The 16,369-nt window shown below is 72.4% G+C and carries 14 protein-coding genes; 8 read left to right on the top strand and 6 right to left on the bottom strand.

Translation table 11 applies throughout. The features are described from left to right. Positions 1-48 precede the first annotated feature (48 nt). On the top strand, positions 49-1,200 hold the full coding sequence (locus ACIQR3_RS01995; protein WP_403532845.1) for a diguanylate cyclase domain-containing protein: 1,152 nt from the start codon (positions 49-51) through the stop codon (positions 1,198-1,200). Here ACIQR3_RS01995 and ACIQR3_RS01990 read toward each other — a convergent pair. Continuing rightward, positions 1,197-1,868, bottom strand: coding sequence for a hypothetical protein (locus tag ACIQR3_RS01990; protein WP_403532843.1), 672 nt, complete (start codon positions 1,866-1,868; stop codon positions 1,197-1,199). The two genes, ACIQR3_RS01995 and ACIQR3_RS01990, sit on opposite strands and share 4 nt — an antisense overlap. Beyond that, positions 1,865-2,446: a hypothetical protein gene (locus ACIQR3_RS01985; RefSeq protein ID WP_403532841.1), complete on the bottom strand. Its 582-nt coding sequence runs from the start codon at positions 2,444-2,446 to the stop codon at positions 1,865-1,867. Before ACIQR3_RS01985 ends, ACIQR3_RS01990 begins: the two co-directional genes overlap by 4 nt. A 133-nt stretch (positions 2,447-2,579) precedes the next feature. Between ACIQR3_RS01985 and hutH the strand changes: the two genes are divergently transcribed. After that, positions 2,580-4,118, top strand: coding sequence for a histidine ammonia-lyase (gene hutH / locus ACIQR3_RS01980; RefSeq protein WP_403533949.1), 1,539 nt, complete (start codon positions 2,580-2,582; stop codon positions 4,116-4,118). A 145-nt stretch (positions 4,119-4,263) separates the two neighbouring features. Here the strand turns inward: hutH and ACIQR3_RS01975 are convergent, their stop codons facing one another. After that, positions 4,264-4,578: a hypothetical protein gene (locus ACIQR3_RS01975; protein WP_403532839.1), complete on the bottom strand. Its 315-nt coding sequence runs from the start codon at positions 4,576-4,578 to the stop codon at positions 4,264-4,266. Between the two features lie 109 nt (positions 4,579-4,687). On the opposite strand from ACIQR3_RS01975, the gene ACIQR3_RS01970 reads away from it, so the two are divergent. The 5 genes from ACIQR3_RS01970 to ACIQR3_RS01950 all read left to right on the top strand — a co-directional run bounded on the left by ACIQR3_RS01970 (position 4,688) and on the right by ACIQR3_RS01950 (position 12,512). Continuing rightward, on the top strand, positions 4,688-5,095 hold the full coding sequence (locus ACIQR3_RS01970) for a hypothetical protein (protein WP_403532837.1): 408 nt from the start codon (positions 4,688-4,690) through the stop codon (positions 5,093-5,095). A gap of 222 nt (positions 5,096-5,317) precedes the next feature. Then, a complete protein-coding gene (locus ACIQR3_RS01965) occupies positions 5,318-6,565 on the top strand; it encodes an Ig-like domain-containing protein (protein ID WP_403532835.1) in 1,248 nt (415 codons plus the stop codon). A 153-nt stretch (positions 6,566-6,718) separates the two neighbouring features. After that, complete coding sequence (locus ACIQR3_RS01960; protein WP_403532833.1) at positions 6,719-8,215, top strand: ABC transporter permease; 1,497 nt, start codon at positions 6,719-6,721, stop codon at positions 8,213-8,215. 51 nt (positions 8,216-8,266) lie between these two features. Continuing rightward, entirely contained in the window at positions 8,267-8,950 is a 684-nt protein-coding gene (locus ACIQR3_RS01955; RefSeq protein WP_403532831.1) for an ABC transporter ATP-binding protein, read from the top strand. A 223-nt stretch (positions 8,951-9,173) separates the two neighbouring features. After that, the gene (locus ACIQR3_RS01950) at positions 9,174-12,512 is read left to right on the top strand and encodes a S8 family peptidase (protein WP_403532829.1); all 3,339 of its coding nucleotides are present in this window, start codon (positions 9,174-9,176) and stop codon (positions 12,510-12,512) included. Between the two features lie 143 nt (positions 12,513-12,655). Here ACIQR3_RS01950 and ACIQR3_RS01945 read toward each other — a convergent pair whose 3' ends face one another. After that, positions 12,656-13,621, bottom strand: a complete 966-nt coding sequence (locus tag ACIQR3_RS01945) for an SMP-30/gluconolactonase/LRE family protein (protein WP_403532827.1) — start codon at positions 13,619-13,621, stop codon at positions 12,656-12,658. 128 nt (positions 13,622-13,749) lie between these two features. On the opposite strand from ACIQR3_RS01945, the gene ACIQR3_RS01940 reads away from it, so the two are divergent. Next, positions 13,750-14,601, top strand: coding sequence for a helix-turn-helix domain-containing protein (locus tag ACIQR3_RS01940; protein WP_403532825.1), 852 nt, complete (start codon positions 13,750-13,752; stop codon positions 14,599-14,601). A 53-nt stretch (positions 14,602-14,654) separates the two neighbouring features. Here ACIQR3_RS01940 and ACIQR3_RS01935 read toward each other — a convergent pair whose 3' ends face one another. Together ACIQR3_RS01935 and ACIQR3_RS01930 are read right to left on the bottom strand one after the other, a co-directional pair. Then, the gene (locus ACIQR3_RS01935) at positions 14,655-15,221 is read right to left on the bottom strand and encodes an ester cyclase (RefSeq protein ID WP_403532823.1); all 567 of its coding nucleotides are present in this window, start codon (positions 15,219-15,221) and stop codon (positions 14,655-14,657) included. A gap of 188 nt (positions 15,222-15,409) precedes the next feature. Next, entirely contained in the window at positions 15,410-16,273 is an 864-nt protein-coding gene (locus tag ACIQR3_RS01930) for a helix-turn-helix transcriptional regulator (protein ID WP_403532821.1), read from the bottom strand. Positions 16,274-16,369 lie beyond the last annotated feature (96 nt).

Genomic DNA, 16,369 nt, shown 5'->3' with positions numbered 1-16,369 from the left:
GAGGTGACCCCAGCGGCGGCGCGTCCCATATGTCCCTAATCTAATGAAATGGGTGAGGACAGACGTCTCGCGGCCGTCGTCGCGCTGGCGCAGGGGATGGCCGCCGCGCACGGCCTGCGGGAGGCGTGGCGGGCGGCGGCCGTCGGCGGCTGCCGGGCGCTGGGCGGCAGCTTCGCCGCGCTGTCGGTGTGGGAACGGGAGCTGGGCCGCCTGCGCGTGCTGGTGAACGTGGGGGAGCTGGCCGAGGGCGAGGAGGAGTTCCCGGAGGACGAGGCCTACCCGGTGCACCAGTTCGCGGAGATCACCGAGTTCCTGCACGAACGCTGGGCCGGCGGCGGCGAGCCCGACGCCTGGGTGGAGACGGCCCGGGGCCCGGCGGCCGGACGGCCGGGCTACGTCCATCAGCGCGTCGCCGCCCTGCGCCGCCGGGGCCGCGGCTGCTGCGTGGTCGCCCCGATCGTGCTGCACGGCCGCGCCTGGGGCGAGCTGTACGTGGCCCGGCCGGTGGGGGAGCCCGTCTTCGAACGGGCCGACGCCGACTTCGCCACCGTCCTGGCCTCCGTCGTCGCCGCCGGGATCGCGCAGACCGAGCGGCTGGAGGAGGTACGGCGCCTGGCCTACACCGACGCGCTGACCGGCCTGGCCAACCGCCGCGCCGTCGACGCGCACCTGGACGAGGCCGTGGAACGCCACCGCCGCGACGGTGTGGTGGTCAGCCTCGTCGTCTGCGACCTCAACGGCCTCAAACGGGTCAACGACACCCACGGGCACGCCGTCGGCGACCGGCTGCTGGAACGGTTCGGCTCGGTGCTGTCGCTGTGCGGCGCGATGCTGCCGGGGGCGCTGGCGGCCCGGCTCGGCGGCGACGAGTTCTGCCTGCTGGCGGTCGGCCCGCCCGCCGACGCGGTGGTCGGGGCGGCCGGGGAGCTGTGCCGCCGGGCCGCCGTGCTGGAGCTGGGCGACGGGGTGGCCTGCGGGGTGGCCTCCACCGGCGACCCGATCGGCCCGGTCCGCTCCGCCCGCCGGCTCTTCCGGCTCGCGGACGCCGCGCAGTACCGCGCGAAGGCGGACCGCGCCGACTGCCCGGTCGTCGCCGGCCGCGAGGGCCCCGACGACCCGGTCGTCCGCCTGGCCGACCAGCCGTCGGGGGAGGAGCGCGACGGGGAGCGCCGCCGCTTCCGCGGGCGGCACGCGCCCTAACTCCTCCTGGTCAGCCGCCGCAGCCAGCCGCGCAGTCCGCCGGGACGCGGCTGCGGCCCGCCGCCGTCGGCCGCGGTGCGGGCGCGGAGGTGGTCGAGGGCGGCGCGGTGACCGAGCGCGGAGGCTTCCGCCACGGTGAGCGCGGCCAGCTCGCAGCCCGGTCCGTGCCGGCGGGTGTGATGGCAGCCGGGGCAGGCGTCCGCCGGGGGCGGCCCTCCCCTGGACGGTACGGCGGCGAGGAGCGCGTGGACGCGGTCGAGCGCCGCGTCGTACCCGAGCAGCGCGGCGTCGTCCACCGGCAGCGGTTCGAGGGCGCAGCCCCGCCGGTGCCTGATCGTGTGGTGGCAGGCGGGGCAGGCCGGGGCCGCCGCGGCCGGTGCTCCCGGGGCCGGCAGGTGCCGGCCGTCGCCCTGCTCCCGTACCCGCGCGACCGCCGCGTCGTGGCCGAGGGCGGCGGCGTCCTCCACGGGGAGGGGGGTGAGGGGGCAGCCCGGCTGGTGCCGGTACGTGTGGTGGCAGGCGGGGCAGGTCGCCGACGGGGGTGGCGGGGCGCCGTACGCCTGGGGGTGCGGCGCCGGTGGAGAGGCGCCGTCGGCGGGCGCGGGCGGTGGTGCCGCACCCTGGTTCTCGTAGTCGCCCCACCACTCCCGCGGATCGCCGCTCGTCATGCGTCCCCCCGAAGCAACCGGCGCCGCCGCACCCGGCGCCTGATCGACGGATACGTGCTCCACACCGCCTCGCCCACCGCCGCGCAGGCCGCCACGGCCGCCGCCGCCCAGCGGAACGGTGTGTCCAGGGAGGTACCCGGCGCGGGCGGTACCAGAACCAGGGACACGCCCAGCCACAGCATGATCAGGCCGCCGCTGTAGGCGACGTAGGTGCGGCGGCGCCAGCCGTCCCACAGTTCGAAGTCGTGGTTCTGCTCCTCGCGCAGCAGGTCACGCCGGTCCCGTACCTCCTCCTCGGTCCACCAGGCGGTGATGTCGGCGTACGAGTACAGGTGCCGGCGGGCGTGGAAGCCGAACTGCACGCAGGTGACGAAGAGCAGGGCCGCCAGGGTCAGGAACAGCAGGACGGGGCCGGGCCAGCGGAACTTGTCGCTGTCCGCGGCGACCACCCCGATCGCGGCGACGGCGAACCCCGCCAGCAGCGGCGCGGCGACGTTGCTCACCGCGTCCACGGCCACCCCGAAACCCAGCGGCGACGGCTTGCGCCACTGCGGCGGCGACGGCCTGTACGGGCTCAACGGGACCTCCGGAGAAGGGTGTTCGGCGCAGCAACCTACCGGTCCGGCGGCCGGCCTCGCGCGATGTAAGGGGTGAACGGCCGCCCCAGGGGTGACACCACCGCATTCACTGCGTACGCTCCTGAATATGGATATGCATACTGTGGTGGTGGGGACGGCCGGAGTCACCGCGTCCGACGTCCTCGCCGTGGCGCGCGGCGGCGCCCGGGTCGAACTCTCCGGGGAGGCGGTGGCGGCGCTGGCCGCGGCCCGCGAGACCGTGGACGCGCTGGCCGCCAAGCCGGACCCCGTCTACGGCGTCAGCACCGGCTTCGGCGCCCTGGCGACCCGGCACATCAGCCCCGAGCTGCGGGCCCGGCTGCAGCGCAACATCGTCCGCTCGCACGCCGCCGGCATGGGGCCGAGGGTGGAGCGGGAGGTCGTCCGGGCCCTGATGTTCCTGCGGCTGAAGACCGTCTGCTCCGGACGCACCGGCGTCCGCCCCGAGGTCGCGCGGACCATGGCGGACGTACTGAACGCCGGGATCACCCCCGTCGTGCACGAGTACGGCTCCCTCGGCTGCTCCGGCGACCTCGCGCCCCTGTCCCACTGCGCGCTGACCCTGATGGGCGAGGGCGAGGCGGAGGGCGCGGACGGGACCGTACGGCCCGCCGGCGAGTTGCTCGCGGAGCACGGGATCACCCCCGTCGAGCTGCGCGAGAAGGAGGGCCTCGCCCTGCTCAACGGCACCGACGGCATGCTCGGCATGCTGGTCATGGCCCTCGCCGACCTCGACACCCTCTACACGTCGGCCGACGTCACCGCCGCCCTCACCCTGGAGGCCCTGCTCGGCACCGACAAGGTGCTCGCCCCCGAGCTGCACGCCATCCGCCCGCACCCCGGACAGGCCGCGTCCGCCGCCAACATGGCCGCCGTGCTGGCGGGCTCCGGCCTCACCGGCCACCACCAGGACGACGCCCCCCGTGTCCAGGACGCCTACTCGGTGCGCTGCGCCCCGCAGGTCGCCGGCGCCGGCCGGGACACCCTCGCCCACGCCCGCCTGGTCGCGGAGCGGGAGCTGGCGGCGGCGGTGGACAACCCGGTCGTGCTGCCGGACGGGAGGGTGGAGAGCAACGGCAACTTCCACGGCGCCCCCGTCGCCTACGTCCTCGACTTCCTCGCGATCGCCGTCGCCGACCTCGCCTCCATCGCCGAGCGGCGCACCGACCGGCTGCTGGACAAGAACCGCAGCCACGGTCTGCCGCCGTTCCTCGCCGACGACCCCGGCGTGGACTCCGGGCTCATGATCGCCCAGTACACGCAGGCCGCGCTGGTCAGCGAGTTGAAGCGGCTCGCCGTACCGGCGTCGGCGGACTCCATCCCGTCCTCCGCCATGCAGGAGGACCACGTGTCGATGGGCTGGTCGGCGGCGCGCAAGCTGCGCACGGCCGTCGACAACCTCACCCGGGTGATCGCCGTCGAGCTGTACGCCGCCACCCGGGCGCTCCAGCTCCGCGAGGGCCTCACCCCGGCCCCGGCCTCCCGGGCCGTGATCGACGCCGTGCGGCGGGCCGGGATCGAGGGCCCCGGTCCGGACCGCTTCCTGGCGCCCGACCTGGCCGCCGCGGACGCGTTCGTGCGGGACGGGCGGCTGGTCGAGGCGGCGGAGACGGTGACCGGACCGCTGCGCTAGCCGCACGAAAGCGCTGTGCCGGTGACAGTTCACTTCACCGGCACAGCGCGTCAAGAAAAAGCCAAGAACGCCAAAAGCTTTGAGAAACCCTCAGAAGTTCCTCGTGACACCCTCGCGAGATGCACGCGAGACCTCCGCGAGTTCCTCAGAAGCCCAGGCGTTCTCGGCGCACCGAATAGACCACGAAACCGGCGCCCAGCCCCAGACAGGCGGTGCCGCCGATGACGTAGGGAGTGCTGTCGAAGCTGCCGGTGTCGGCCAGCCGGGTGCTCCCGTCGACGGCCTCAGGGGCCGTGGCGGCGAGTCTCGCCTGCTCGGTGACCTGCGGAGACGGGCTGCTCGACGGGGTGTTTCCCGCAGCGGTCTCCGGGGTCGCGTTGGCGGACGGGACGAACCACAGGGCGCACAGCAGGGAGCCCGCGGCGGCGGCGGTCAGCAACGGACGGCGAGCGGATGACACTGAATATCGATCCCCTTGTGGCGCTGGTGAATTGGCCGTGTGGGGCGATGTTAGTGAAAGGCGCGGGTCACCGGAAAGCCGCGGGGGTCGCCGGCCGTACGCTCCGGACATGAGCGCTGATGAGACATCACGGTATGTACGGATTCGTGTCGACCTCGTCCTGGAGGTCGAGGACGACGAGGCGGTCACCCGGGCCGCGCTGCGGCGGATCGCCGGGGACGCCGCCCTGCCCGAGGCGGAGCGGACGGGAGCCGAGGGCGCTGTGACGGAGGACACCGCGGAGGCGCTGGCCCATCTCGTCGACCCGTTCGACCTGGTCAGCGAGGTGCCGGGAGTCGAACTCCAGCAGGCGTCCTGGAGCAGCGAGTGGATCGACTACGACCCCGATTCGCCGGACTGGGGTCTCGACGACGATGATGGCCCCCTGTACGACGAATACGGCGACGACGAAGACGGCGGCGACGGCGGCCGCGAAGGCGGTGGCGGCGGGCGTGGCCCGGAAGTGACGGTCGGCTGACGCCCCTTGGGGAAACCGTGACCCCGGGCGGCAACCGCCACCCGGGGTTTCGCCGTCTCACCCGGCGCACGGACCGAAACCGGCGCGGGAGCGTCCGTCCCGCGGACGTGGTGTGGCCCACACCTGGGGGCCATGTGGAACGGGACGAACCGGTCGTAGCGTTGAACAGGTTGACGGGGAATCTCGTGGTTTCCGGAATCGGTAGCGATGGAGAAGCGTGTGATGACGAACAGTAAGCGGCGCAAGGGCCTCGCGGCCGCGTCCGCGCTGCTCGGGGGTGTACTGGTGCTCTCGGCGTGTTCCGGCGGCGACGACGACGCGGCCGGCGGCGGGGGTGAGTCCTCGCAGGCCCAGGTCGACAAGGCGGCGGCCGAGAAGACCTCCGAGGCGCAGATCAAGATCACGCCGAAGAACGGGTCCGACAACGCGTCCATCAACAACTCCGCGACCGTCTCCGTGACCAAGGGCACGCTCACCGAGGTCAAGATGACCACCTCGGACGGCACCGAGGTCAGCGGCGAGATATCCGCCGACAAGACCAGCTGGAAGCCCAGCGCGCAGCTGGAGCGGGCCACCACCTACAAGCTGACGGTCACCGCCGAGGACTCCGACGGCCGCGCGGCGCACGAGAACGCGTCGTTCACGACGGTCGCCCCGGACAACAGCTTCATCGGCACCTTCACGCCGGACGACGGCACCACGGTCGGCGTGGGCATGCCGGTCTCGATCAACTTCGACAAGGAGATCACCGACAAGGCCGCCGTCCAGAAGGGCATCACGGTCAACACCGACAGCGGCCAGGAGGTCGCCTGTCACTGGTTCAGCACCCAGCGCATGGACTGCCGCCCCGACGAGTACTGGAAGGAAGGCTCGACCGTCACCCTGAAGCTCGCGCTCGACGGCGTCGAGGGCGCCGACGGCGTCTTCGGCGTCCAGCAGAAGACGGTCACCTTCAAGATCGGCCGCAACCAGGTCTCCTACGTCGACGCGCAGACCAAGCAGATGAAGGTCACGCAGGACGGCAAGACCATCAAGACCATCCCGATCTCGGCCGGCTCCCCGGAGAACAAGACCTACGAGGGCCAGATGGTGATCTCCGAGAAGTACAAGGAGACCCGGATGGACGGCTCGACGGTCGGCTTCACCGACGACGACGGCAAGGGCGAGTACGACATCAAGGACGTACCGCACGCCATGCGGCTGAGCACCTCCGGCACCTTCATCCACGGCAACTACTGGGGTGCCAAGTCCATCTTCGGCAGCCAGAACACCAGCCACGGCTGTGTGGGCCTGTCGGACACCAAGGGCGCCAACGACTCCAGCACCCCGGCCGCCTGGTTCTACGACAACTCCCTCATCGGTGACGTGGTCGTGGTCCAGAACACCGGCGACGACACCATCGCCCCGGACAACGGCCTCAACGGCTGGAACATGGACTGGGCCGAGTGGAAGGCGGGCTCGGCGATCTGACGCCCCCGCAACTCTCCGCTGCCGCACCGCCGTTCGCCCCTCAGGGGGCGGGCGGCGGTTCGCTTTGGTCACACATCGGCATCTCTCAGCCTTCTCATGCTCCTCTTATCGGAGCCTTATCCGCCCATCACGCGCCGTCCCTACTTTGCGGCCATGTTCTTCACCTACCTGAGGCGCGAACTGCGCCGCCGTAGAAAGGCGGCCCTCGTCGTCGCCTCCGGACTCGCGCTGGGCATCGCGCTGGTCATCGTCGTCAACTCCGTGTCCTCCGGCATGGGCAAGGCCCAGGAGAAGGTCCTGGAGTCGCTGTACGGCCTCGGCACCGACATGACCGTCACCAAGGCCGCCGAGGCGGACAGCGGCGAGAACGGGCAGGGCGAGCGCCCCCGCTTCGAGTTCGACGCGCAGGACAGCGACTCCGACGAGGAGCAGTCCAGCGACCGCGTCATGGTGCAGGGCTTCCAGACGCTGGCCGGCTCCACCGTCGGCAAGGTCGCCGACCAGAGCGGCGTGGCCGACGCGGTGGGCGGGCTCAGCCTTCAGGTCATGAAGGTCAGCGGCCAGTTCACCCGCGGTCAGTTCCAGCAGGGCAGCGGCGGCCAGACGCAGGGTCAGGGCCAGGGCGGCGCCCCCAGCGGCGGCACCGACAACGCGCAGGGCGGCGAAGTCCAGGGCGGCGGCGCCAACTTCGACGTCAACAGCTACTCCGTCTACGGCACCGACGTCACCAAGACCGCGCTCGGCCCGCTGACCTCCTCGAAGATCACCAGCGGCCGGACCTTCAAGACGTCCGAGACCGACGCCGAGGTCGCCGTCGTCGACTCGGCGTACGCCAAGGAGAAGGAGCTGAAGAAGGGCTCCACCCTCACCATCAGCGACACCAAGTTCACCGTCATCGGCATCGCCACCGCCGACAGCGGGGACGCCGCGGCCAACGTCTACATCCCGCTGAAGCAGGCCCAGACGCTGGGTGACGCCAAGAACAAGGTCACCACCATCTACGTCCAGGCGTCCGACTCCCAGCAGATCGACAGCGTCAAGTCGGCCATCCAGAAGAACATCTCGGGGACCACGGTCACCACCTCCGCCGACCTCGCCGACACCGTCTCGGGCTCGCTGTCCACCGCCTCCTCGCTGGCCACCAGCGTCGGCAAGTGGCTCTCCATCCTGGTGCTGGTCGCCGCGTTCCTCGTGGCCGGCCTGCTCACCTCCTCCGCCGTCTCCCGCCGGGTGCGCGAGTTCGGCACGCTGAAGGCGCTCGGCTGGAAGTCCGGCCGGGTCACCCGGCAGGTCGTCGGTGAGGCCGTCGTCAACGGCCTGGTCGGCGGCGTCCTCGGCATCGCGCTCGGCCTGGCGGGCGCGTACGCCGTCACCGCGGTCAGCCCCAGCCTGGAGGCCCAGCTCGGCGCGACCGCCGGCGGCACGGGCGGCGGCCCCGGCGGCGGCATGGGCGGCGGTCCCGGTGGCGGCATGGGCGGCGGGCAGTCGGCGTCCAAGACCCTGGAGGTCGCCCTCACCGCGCCGGTCAGCCTCACCACCATTGCCCTGGCCGTCGTCCTCGCCGTGGCGGGCGGTCTGATCGCCGGCGGCTTCGGCGGCTGGCGCGCCTCCCGGCTGCGCCCGGCGGACGCCCTGCGCCGCGTCGAGTAGGACGCGCCCCGCCCCGCCCCTCCCCTCACGTTTTCCAGGAGTCGGACCACCATGTACGAACTCAGAGGCGTCACCAAGCGCTATACGCGCGGCAAGGACACCGTCAACGCCCTCGACGGCATCGACCTGACCATCCCCGACGGCGACCGGCTGGTCATCCAGGGCCCCACCGGCGGCGGCAAGTCCACGCTGCTCCAGATGCTGGGCGCGCTGGACCGGCCCACCGCCGGCGAGATCATTCTCGACGGCACCGACCTGGCCAAGCTGTCCGAGGCCCGGCTGACCCGGGTGCGCAGCGAAACCATCGGCATCGTCTTCCAGTCGTTCAACCTCATCCCCACGCTGACCGCGCAGGAGAACGTCGAGACCGCGCTCGTGCCGCTCGGCGTCAAGACCAAGGAACGGCGCGAACGCGCCGCCGAGGCACTGGCGTCGGTGGGCCTCGGCGAACGGCTCGGCCACCTGCCCAGCGAGATGTCCGGCGGCCAGCAGCAGCGGGTCGCCATCGCGCGGGCCCTGGTGAAGCAGCCCAAGGTGCTGCTCGCCGACGAACCCACCGGCAACCTCGACGAGTCGATGCGCGACGAGATCATGGACGTACTCGAACGGATGTGGAAGGAGCTGGGCCTGACCTTCGTGTTGGTCACCCACGACTCCTCCATCGCGAAGAAGGCCCCGCGCCTGGCGACGATCCGCAAGGGCAGGATCACGATCCGGGAGAACGCGGAGGCGTGACCCGCGCGGTGCCTGTGACCGCGGGTAATCCATCGGTGAGGTAACGGAGTTCGGGCGGGCGCGTAACAGTCGTCCCGCAGTTCTCTCACCTTTCTCTCATCCGTTGAGGCGGATGATCGCCCCCCGGCATACTGCGTGCACCGGGGAGGTGCGCACTGGCGTACGAGACCACCCCCGGCCGGGTGAACCGAAGGGTTGGCCCGGACATCCGCTAGGGGGATCCTTGCGCAGACACAAGAACAGAGGGCACGCCGCCACGGTCGCCGTGGCGGCTGCCGTCGCCCTCGCCGCCGGACTGACCACCCCGGCCGGGGCGGCCGGAGCGGAGACACCGGGAACGGCCGACACGGCCGGGACCGCGCTCACCGCCAGCCACCACATCACCCTGATCACCGGCGACCGGGTCGTCGTCGACGCCCGGGGCCGGGTCACCGGCCTCGAGCGGGCCAAGGGCCGCGAGCACATACCCGTGCAGGTCCGCCGCGCCGACGGGCACACCTACGTCGTCCCGGCCGACGCCGCCCGCCTGGTGGCCACCGGCAAGCTCGACCGTCGCCTGTTCGACGTCACCGAGCTGAACAAGGCCACGACCCGCAAGGCCCAGAAGAAGGGCCTGAAGGTCATCGTCGGCTACAAGGGCGCCCCGGCGGCGACCAAGGCCGACGTCCGCGAGGCGGGCACCCTGCGCCGCAGCCTCAAGTCCCTGAACGCCGACGCCGTCCAGACCCCGCAGAAGGACGCTCCCGACCTGTGGAAGGCGGTCACGGACGGCGAGAAGACCGCCTCCGGCATCGCCCACGTCTGGCTGGACGGCGTCCGCAGGGCCAGCCTCGACACCTCCGTCCCGCAGATCGGCGCCCCGCAGGCGTGGGAGGCCGGCTACGACGGCAAGGGCGTCAAGATCGCCGTCCTGGACACCGGCGTCGACGCCACCCACCCCGACCTGAAGGACCAGGTCGTCGCGGCGAAGAACTTCACCGCCGCGGCCGACGCCACCGACAAGTTCGGCCACGGCACCCACGTCGCCTCCATCGCGGCCGGCACGGGCGCCAAGGGCGGCGGGACGTACAAGGGCGTCGCGCCCGGCGCCCAGCTCCTCAACGGCAAGGTGCTCGACGACAACGGCTACGGCGACGACTCCGGCATCCTGGCCGGCATGGAGTGGGCGGCCGAGCAGGGCGCCGACATCGTCAACCTCAGCCTCGGCGGCGGCGACACCCCCGACATCGACCCGCTCGAAGCCCAGGTCAACAAGCTCTCCGCGGAGAAGGGCATCCTCTTCGCCATCGCCGCCGGCAACGACGGCGAGTTCGGCGACCAGACGATCGGCTCCCCGGGCAGCGCCGCCGCGGCCCTCACCGTCGGCGCCGTCGACGACAAGGACGCGCTCGCGAGCTTCTCCAGCACCGGCCCCGGCCTCGACGGCCAGCTCAAGCCGGACGTCACCGCCCCCGGCGTCGACATCACCGCGGCCTCCGCGGCCGGCAGCCTCATCGCCCAGGAGGAGGGTGAGAGCCCCGAGGGCTACGTCACCATCTCCGGTACGTCGATGGCGACCCCGCACGTCGCGGGCGCGGCGGCGATCCTCAAGCAGCAGCACCCGGACTGGACGTACACCGAGCTGAAGGCGGTCCTCACCGGCTCCGCCAAGGGCAACGGCGCCTACACGCCGTTCCAGCAGGGTGCGGGCCGCATCCAGGTCGACAAGGCGATCACCCAGACCGTGATCGCCGAGCAGTCCTCGCTCAGCTTCGCGCCGCAGCAGTGGCCGCACGCCGACGACCAGCCGGCCACCGAGAAGCTGACGTACCGCAACCTCGGCACCGAGGACGTCACCCTCAAGCTGTCCTCGACGGCCACCGACCCCAAGGGCAAGACGGCCCCGGCCGGCTTCTTCACCCTGGACGCCGACACGGTCACCGTCCCCGCGGGCGGCACCGCCTCCGTCAACCTCACCGCCGACACCCGTCTCGGCGGCACCGTCGACGGCGCGTACTCGGCGTACGTGACGGCGACGGGCGGCGGCCAGAGCGTGCGGACCGCCGCTGCGGTCCAGCGCGAGGTCGAGTCCTACGACGTCACGCTCAAGACCATCGGCCGGGACGGCAAGCCGAGCACCAACTACAACATCAGCCTGGCCGGCGTCTCCGGCCTGGCCGCCGACGAGTTCTACAGCCCGTACGACGCCGACGGCACCGTCACCGTGCGCGTGCCCAAGGGCGGATACATCCTCGACTCCTCGCTCTACGTCGGCGCCGACCCGGAGAAGTACGAGGGCGCCGACTGGCTGGCCCAGCCCAAGCTGAGCATCACCAAGGACACCACGATCACGCTGGACGCGCGGACCGCGAAGCCGGTCGACATCACGGTGCCCGACAAGGCCGCCAAGCCGGTCCTCGGCTCCGCCGACTACCGCGTGGACACCGCCGGCGGCGGCTTCAGCTTCGGCTGGTTCCTGGACTCCTACGACAACTTCCGCACCCGCCACCTCGGCCCGGAGATCACCGACGGTTCCGTGACCCAGCAGTGGGACGCGCACTGGGCCAAGGGCACCAAAGAGCAGTACGACACCGTCGCCGGCGGTGCGGTCAAGAAGCTCGCCACCGGCTTCACCCGGCACTACAAGGCCAGTGAGCTGGCCACGGTGAAGGCGTCCCTGGGCGCCTCGGCCGGCGGCAAGACGGGCGACGTCAGCGCGGTCGGCTGGCTTCCGGCCAGCGGCGGCGGCTCCGGCACCAGCATCCCGCAGACCCTGCCCGGCGTGCACACCCTGCACCTGTCCACCACGTCGGACGTCCGCTGGGACCTGTCCTTCATGCAGTACGGCGGCACCGACGACGAGGGCTTCCCGATCCCGGAGGCCTACTACGCACAGGACCCGGGGAAGATCTACAAGGGGGGCAAGAGCTACTCGACGACGTTCAACACGGGCGTCTTCTCCCCGCGCGTCACCTCCGAGTACGGCGTCTTCCGTGACGGCAACGGCATCAGCGGCCTCATCCCGCTGTTCGCCGACGGCAAGCGCCACGCGGGTTCGTCGGACTTCTCCGCGGTCACCACGACGCTCTACCGCAACGGCACCAAGGTCGGCTCCAACGACGACCCGCTGTTCGGCGAGAGCGAGTTCAAGGTCCCGTCCGGTGACGCGGCGTACAAGCTGACCACGTCGGTGAAGCGGTCCTCCAAGGTCGCCGCGGCGGCCAGCCGGATCGACGCGACCTGGACCTTCCGCTCCAAGAAGACCAGCGCCCGCACCCAGCTGCCCGCCTCCTCGGCCCGCTTCGGCGCGACCGTGACGCTGGACAGCAAGAAGACCGCCGGCCAGAAGGCGGTCATCCCGGTCACGGTCGAGGGCCCCGCCAAGGGCTCCAACCTGAAGTCGCTGGCGGTCTACGCCTCCTACGACACCGGCAAGACCTGGAAGAAGGTCACCGTCACCAAGGGCAAGATCACCGTCAAGAACCCGGCGAAGGGCAAGGGCATCTCGTTCCGCGCCAAGATCACCGACAAGAAGGGCAACACGTCGATGATCTCGCTGTACAACGCCTACTACGGCAAGTGAGCCGTTAGCCCGCGACGAACGCCGGGGCCCGCCGGAGTCACCGACTCCGGCGGGCCCCGGCCGTATTCCCGGGCCGGCCGGACGGACGACCGGCGGTTCCGCTCGGGGGCCTTCGTCGGGGCGGTGCGGCTGGGGCCGAGTGCTCAGCGGCGCCGAGTGAGGCGGGCGGTCAGGAGGTTGGCGTCGCCGCCTGTGGTGAGGGCGCCGCTGGTGACGTAGGCGGTGGTCCCGGTGACGGCGACGGACGTGGTGTTCTGGAGTCCGTCGCGCGCGTCGAGGACGGTGCGGGCGGGGCGGCCGGGGGTGACGAGCACCACCTCGCTGGGGAGGTTGAGGGCGGCCAGGAGCTGGTCGCCCCGGCCCGTGAAGGCGAAGTCGTCGACGCTGTCCAGGCCCGACGCCTCGACCCGGGGCCGGCCGGCCCCGCCCGTGGCCGTCAGGGGGATGCGCAGGATCGTCCCGCGGTCGGTGTTGGACACCCACACCGCGCCGTCGTGCACCTTCACGCCGTTGGCGCCGAAGAAGCCGGTCGGGGCGAGGGCAGGGCCGTCGGCCCAGACCGTGGCCGTGCCGCCGTGCGGAGGGACCCGCCACACCCTGCCCCGCGTGGAGTCGGTCACGTAGAAGTCCCCCGTGCGGTCGTCCCGGGCGAGCCCGTTGGCGAAGCTCGTCGCGGGGAGAGCCGCGACCCGCGTCGGCTCGCCGCCGCCGGGGGGCAGCTTCCACAGGCCGGTCAGGCCGCCGTCACCGGCGGAGTAGAGGAAGTAGAGGGTGCCGTCCGAAGTGCGCTCGATGCCGGTCACATTGGCGGTGCCGACGACGGGGGTGTTCACCCCTCCGTCCGCCGGCAGCGACATGGTGGCCAGCACCTCGACGCGGCCGTCGAGGGATACGTGCGCGATCTGGCGGGACAGGACGAGGCCGACGTCGGCCGAACCGTCCGGCTCCACGACGACGCTCTCCGCCGCCTGCCCGGCGGGCCGGTCGAAGTGGGCCACGACGTGCGGGCGGGACAGGGGCGGCGTGGCCGCTCCGGCCGGTGCCGGGACCGTGGCGAGCCCCAGGGCCATGCCCGCCAGGGCCAGTCGGACGGCGAGGTGGGTGCGCATGCGTGACTCCGTTCCGGTGGGTCGCTCGCGCTGAGCATCGACCGCCGCGCGCCAGCCGGCCAGTACCCGGCGTAACCCCGGAACCGCAGTACCAGGCTGCGGACGGCCCGGTGGGCGAGACTGGGCCCATGAGCGTGCCGGACAACTCCCTGGGCGAGGCGCTGCGTGCCTGGCGGGACCGCCTGACGACGGACGACGTCGGCCTGCCGGCCACGGGACGCCGGCGGACGGCCGGACTGCGCCGCGAGGAACTCGCCGCGTTCGCCGGGATCTCCGTCGACTACCTGCTGCGCCTCGAACAGGGCCGGGCCCGGCGCCCGTCCCGCCCGGTGGTCGCCTCGCTCGCCCGCGCGCTGCGGCTGACGGACGACGAGACGTGTCATCTGCACCTGGTCGCGGGGCTCCTCCCGCCGGCCCCGGGGCGAATTCCGCAGGAGGTGCCGCGGAGCGTCGACCGGCTGATCAGCCGCTGGGGCGACCTTCCGGTGGGCGTGTTCTCGGCCTCGTGGACCCTGCTGTCCTGGACCCGCTCCTGGGCGGCCCTGCTGGGTGACCCGGCGGCCCGGCCACCCAGGGAACGGAACCTCGTGCGCGCGGTCTTCGCCGAACCGCCGGCCGAGACCGGCCGCGCCCCGCTCTTCCCCTTCGCCGCCGACGGGGCGGCCCTCGTCGCCGATCTGCGGCTCGCTCGCGCCGCGTACCCGGGGGAGCGGGAACTCGACGAGCTGGTGCGGGAGACCTGGCGGGCCAGCGCCGGCTTCCGGGAGCTGTGGGCCACCGCGACGCTGGGCTCGCGACTCGGCGGCGACCAGCGGATCCGGCACCCGCTCGTCGGGGAGATCGTGCTGGACGGTGACGTGCTGAAGGTGCCGGACCACGACGTGCGCATCATGACGTTCACGGCCGAACCCGGCACCCCGGACGCGCAGAAGCTGGACCGCCTGCGGGCCGCCGCCGGACCGGACGCCGGAAAACGGTGACACTCCGGCCGCCAGTGTTCACCGTTCTCCGAGGCGCCTTCCCGGACGCTCCGTCATCCCCGCAGGTCGGCCGGAACGGTGGTGTTCAGCAGGCGGGCGTCGGGTTCGCGGGTCATCGACGCCAGGCCCTTCACCGCCTTGGCCAGCTTGAGCAGGTCGCGCGGGTTCTTGAGGTCGAGCGCCTTGAGGAGCTGGCGGAGCATCGAGAGGGTGTCGAAGTAGACGCGCTCGCATATCAGGCGCTCGTCCTCGTCGAAGAGGAAGTACGCCGTCATACGGACCCGGAAACGGCCGCCGGTGGGCGGGATCCTGCCGAGCGGTCCGCGGTGGGTGCCCAGCAGCCAGAACTCGACGATGACGGCGTCCGCGCTGTGCCGCAGCTCGATGATCTCGTGGTCCTGGTCGGGGAAGGCGACGCGGGTCTCGTGGTAGTAGCCGCGCACCGCGGAGTCGCCGTCGTGCACGGTCATGGTCGGGACCAGCTCGTAGTGCGGGTGCGGGAAGGTCGACAGTACGTCGTCCCACGCGTGGACGACCTCGTCGTGGAAGTGGTCGAGGACCAGCTTCTGCCGGGCCTGGAGGACGTCACGGTCGGGGATGTCGAAACGCGTGCGGGTCATCGCTGGTCTCCCTGGGGGCTGGTGGTCGGGCGGGGCGGGTGAGGTGCCCGCGTGTGAGCCGCACCGTACGGGGGACTGCCGTACGCCGACCAGACATGCTTTCGACCGGCGGCCCGCCGGCAGGCCGACGCGGCCCCCGTCGGGGGGCGGTGATGTCGCACCGGAGGGGCCGGACCAGCCGGGGAGGGCTATTCCGCGCCGAGCGAGCGGGTGGCGCGCAGCGACGCCAGCAGGCGCAGCCGGTCCGCGTCGGGGCTGCCCGGCTCGGCGGTGAAGACGAGCAGGAACGGGCCGGGGGAGCCGGGCAGCGGGTACGTGTCCCAGTCCAGGACGAGGTCGCCGACCTCGGGGACCCGGAAGGTCTTGGTTCCGCTGACCGACGTGCGTACGTCGTGCCGGGCCCACAGCCGGCGGAACTCGGCGCTGCGGATGGACAGTTCGCCGACGATCGCGGTGGCGCGCGGATGGGTGGGGTCGGTGGCGACGGCGGCGCGCATCATGCCGATGTACTCCAGGGCCTGCCGCTCCCAGTCCGAGCAGCTCCGTTCGCCGGTCAGCGTGTCGTCGAACATCAGCAGGAGCATGTTGAGCCGGTCACGGGGACGGTCCCCCGGGCTGCCGAGCAGCGCCTCCGCCATCGGGTTCCAGGCGAGCAGGTCGAGGTGCCGGCCGAGCACGACCGCCGGGGTGTCCAGCACCCGCAGCAGCCGCCGGGTGCCGTCCGGCACCCGTTCCGGACCGTGGTCACCGCGGGCGGGCACGGGCCGGCGGGCGGCGCGGGCCAGGCCGAACAGATGGCGGCGCTCCGCGTCGTCGAGGCCGAGCGCGCCGGCCAGCGCGTCCAGGACGTCGTCGGACGGCCGCACCTCCCGGCCCTGCTCCATCCGCTGGTAGTAGTCGGTGCTCAGCCCGGCCAGCAGGGCCAGTTCCTCCCGCCGCAGCCCGGTGACCTTGCGCCGGCCGCCCGGCTCCAGGCCGACGTCCTGCGGCCGCAGCCTGCCGCGCCGGGCCCGCAGGAAGTCGCCGAGTTCACGGGCGTACGGATGCGTCATGCCGCCAGTGTGCCGCCCGGCCGGGCGGCGAAGGTAGGTCCCGCGGACCTAGGCAGACGGGAACGACGGAACCGGCGCGCGCCGCTCCTAGCGTGG

The sequence above is a fragment of the Streptomyces sp. NPDC090994 genome (assembly GCF_044768905.1).
Classification (GTDB): Bacteria; Actinomycetota; Actinomycetes; order Streptomycetales; family Streptomycetaceae; genus Streptomyces.
The sequence above is the reverse complement of the archived record's forward strand: the minus strand, read 5'-3'. Positions and strand labels throughout refer to the sequence as shown.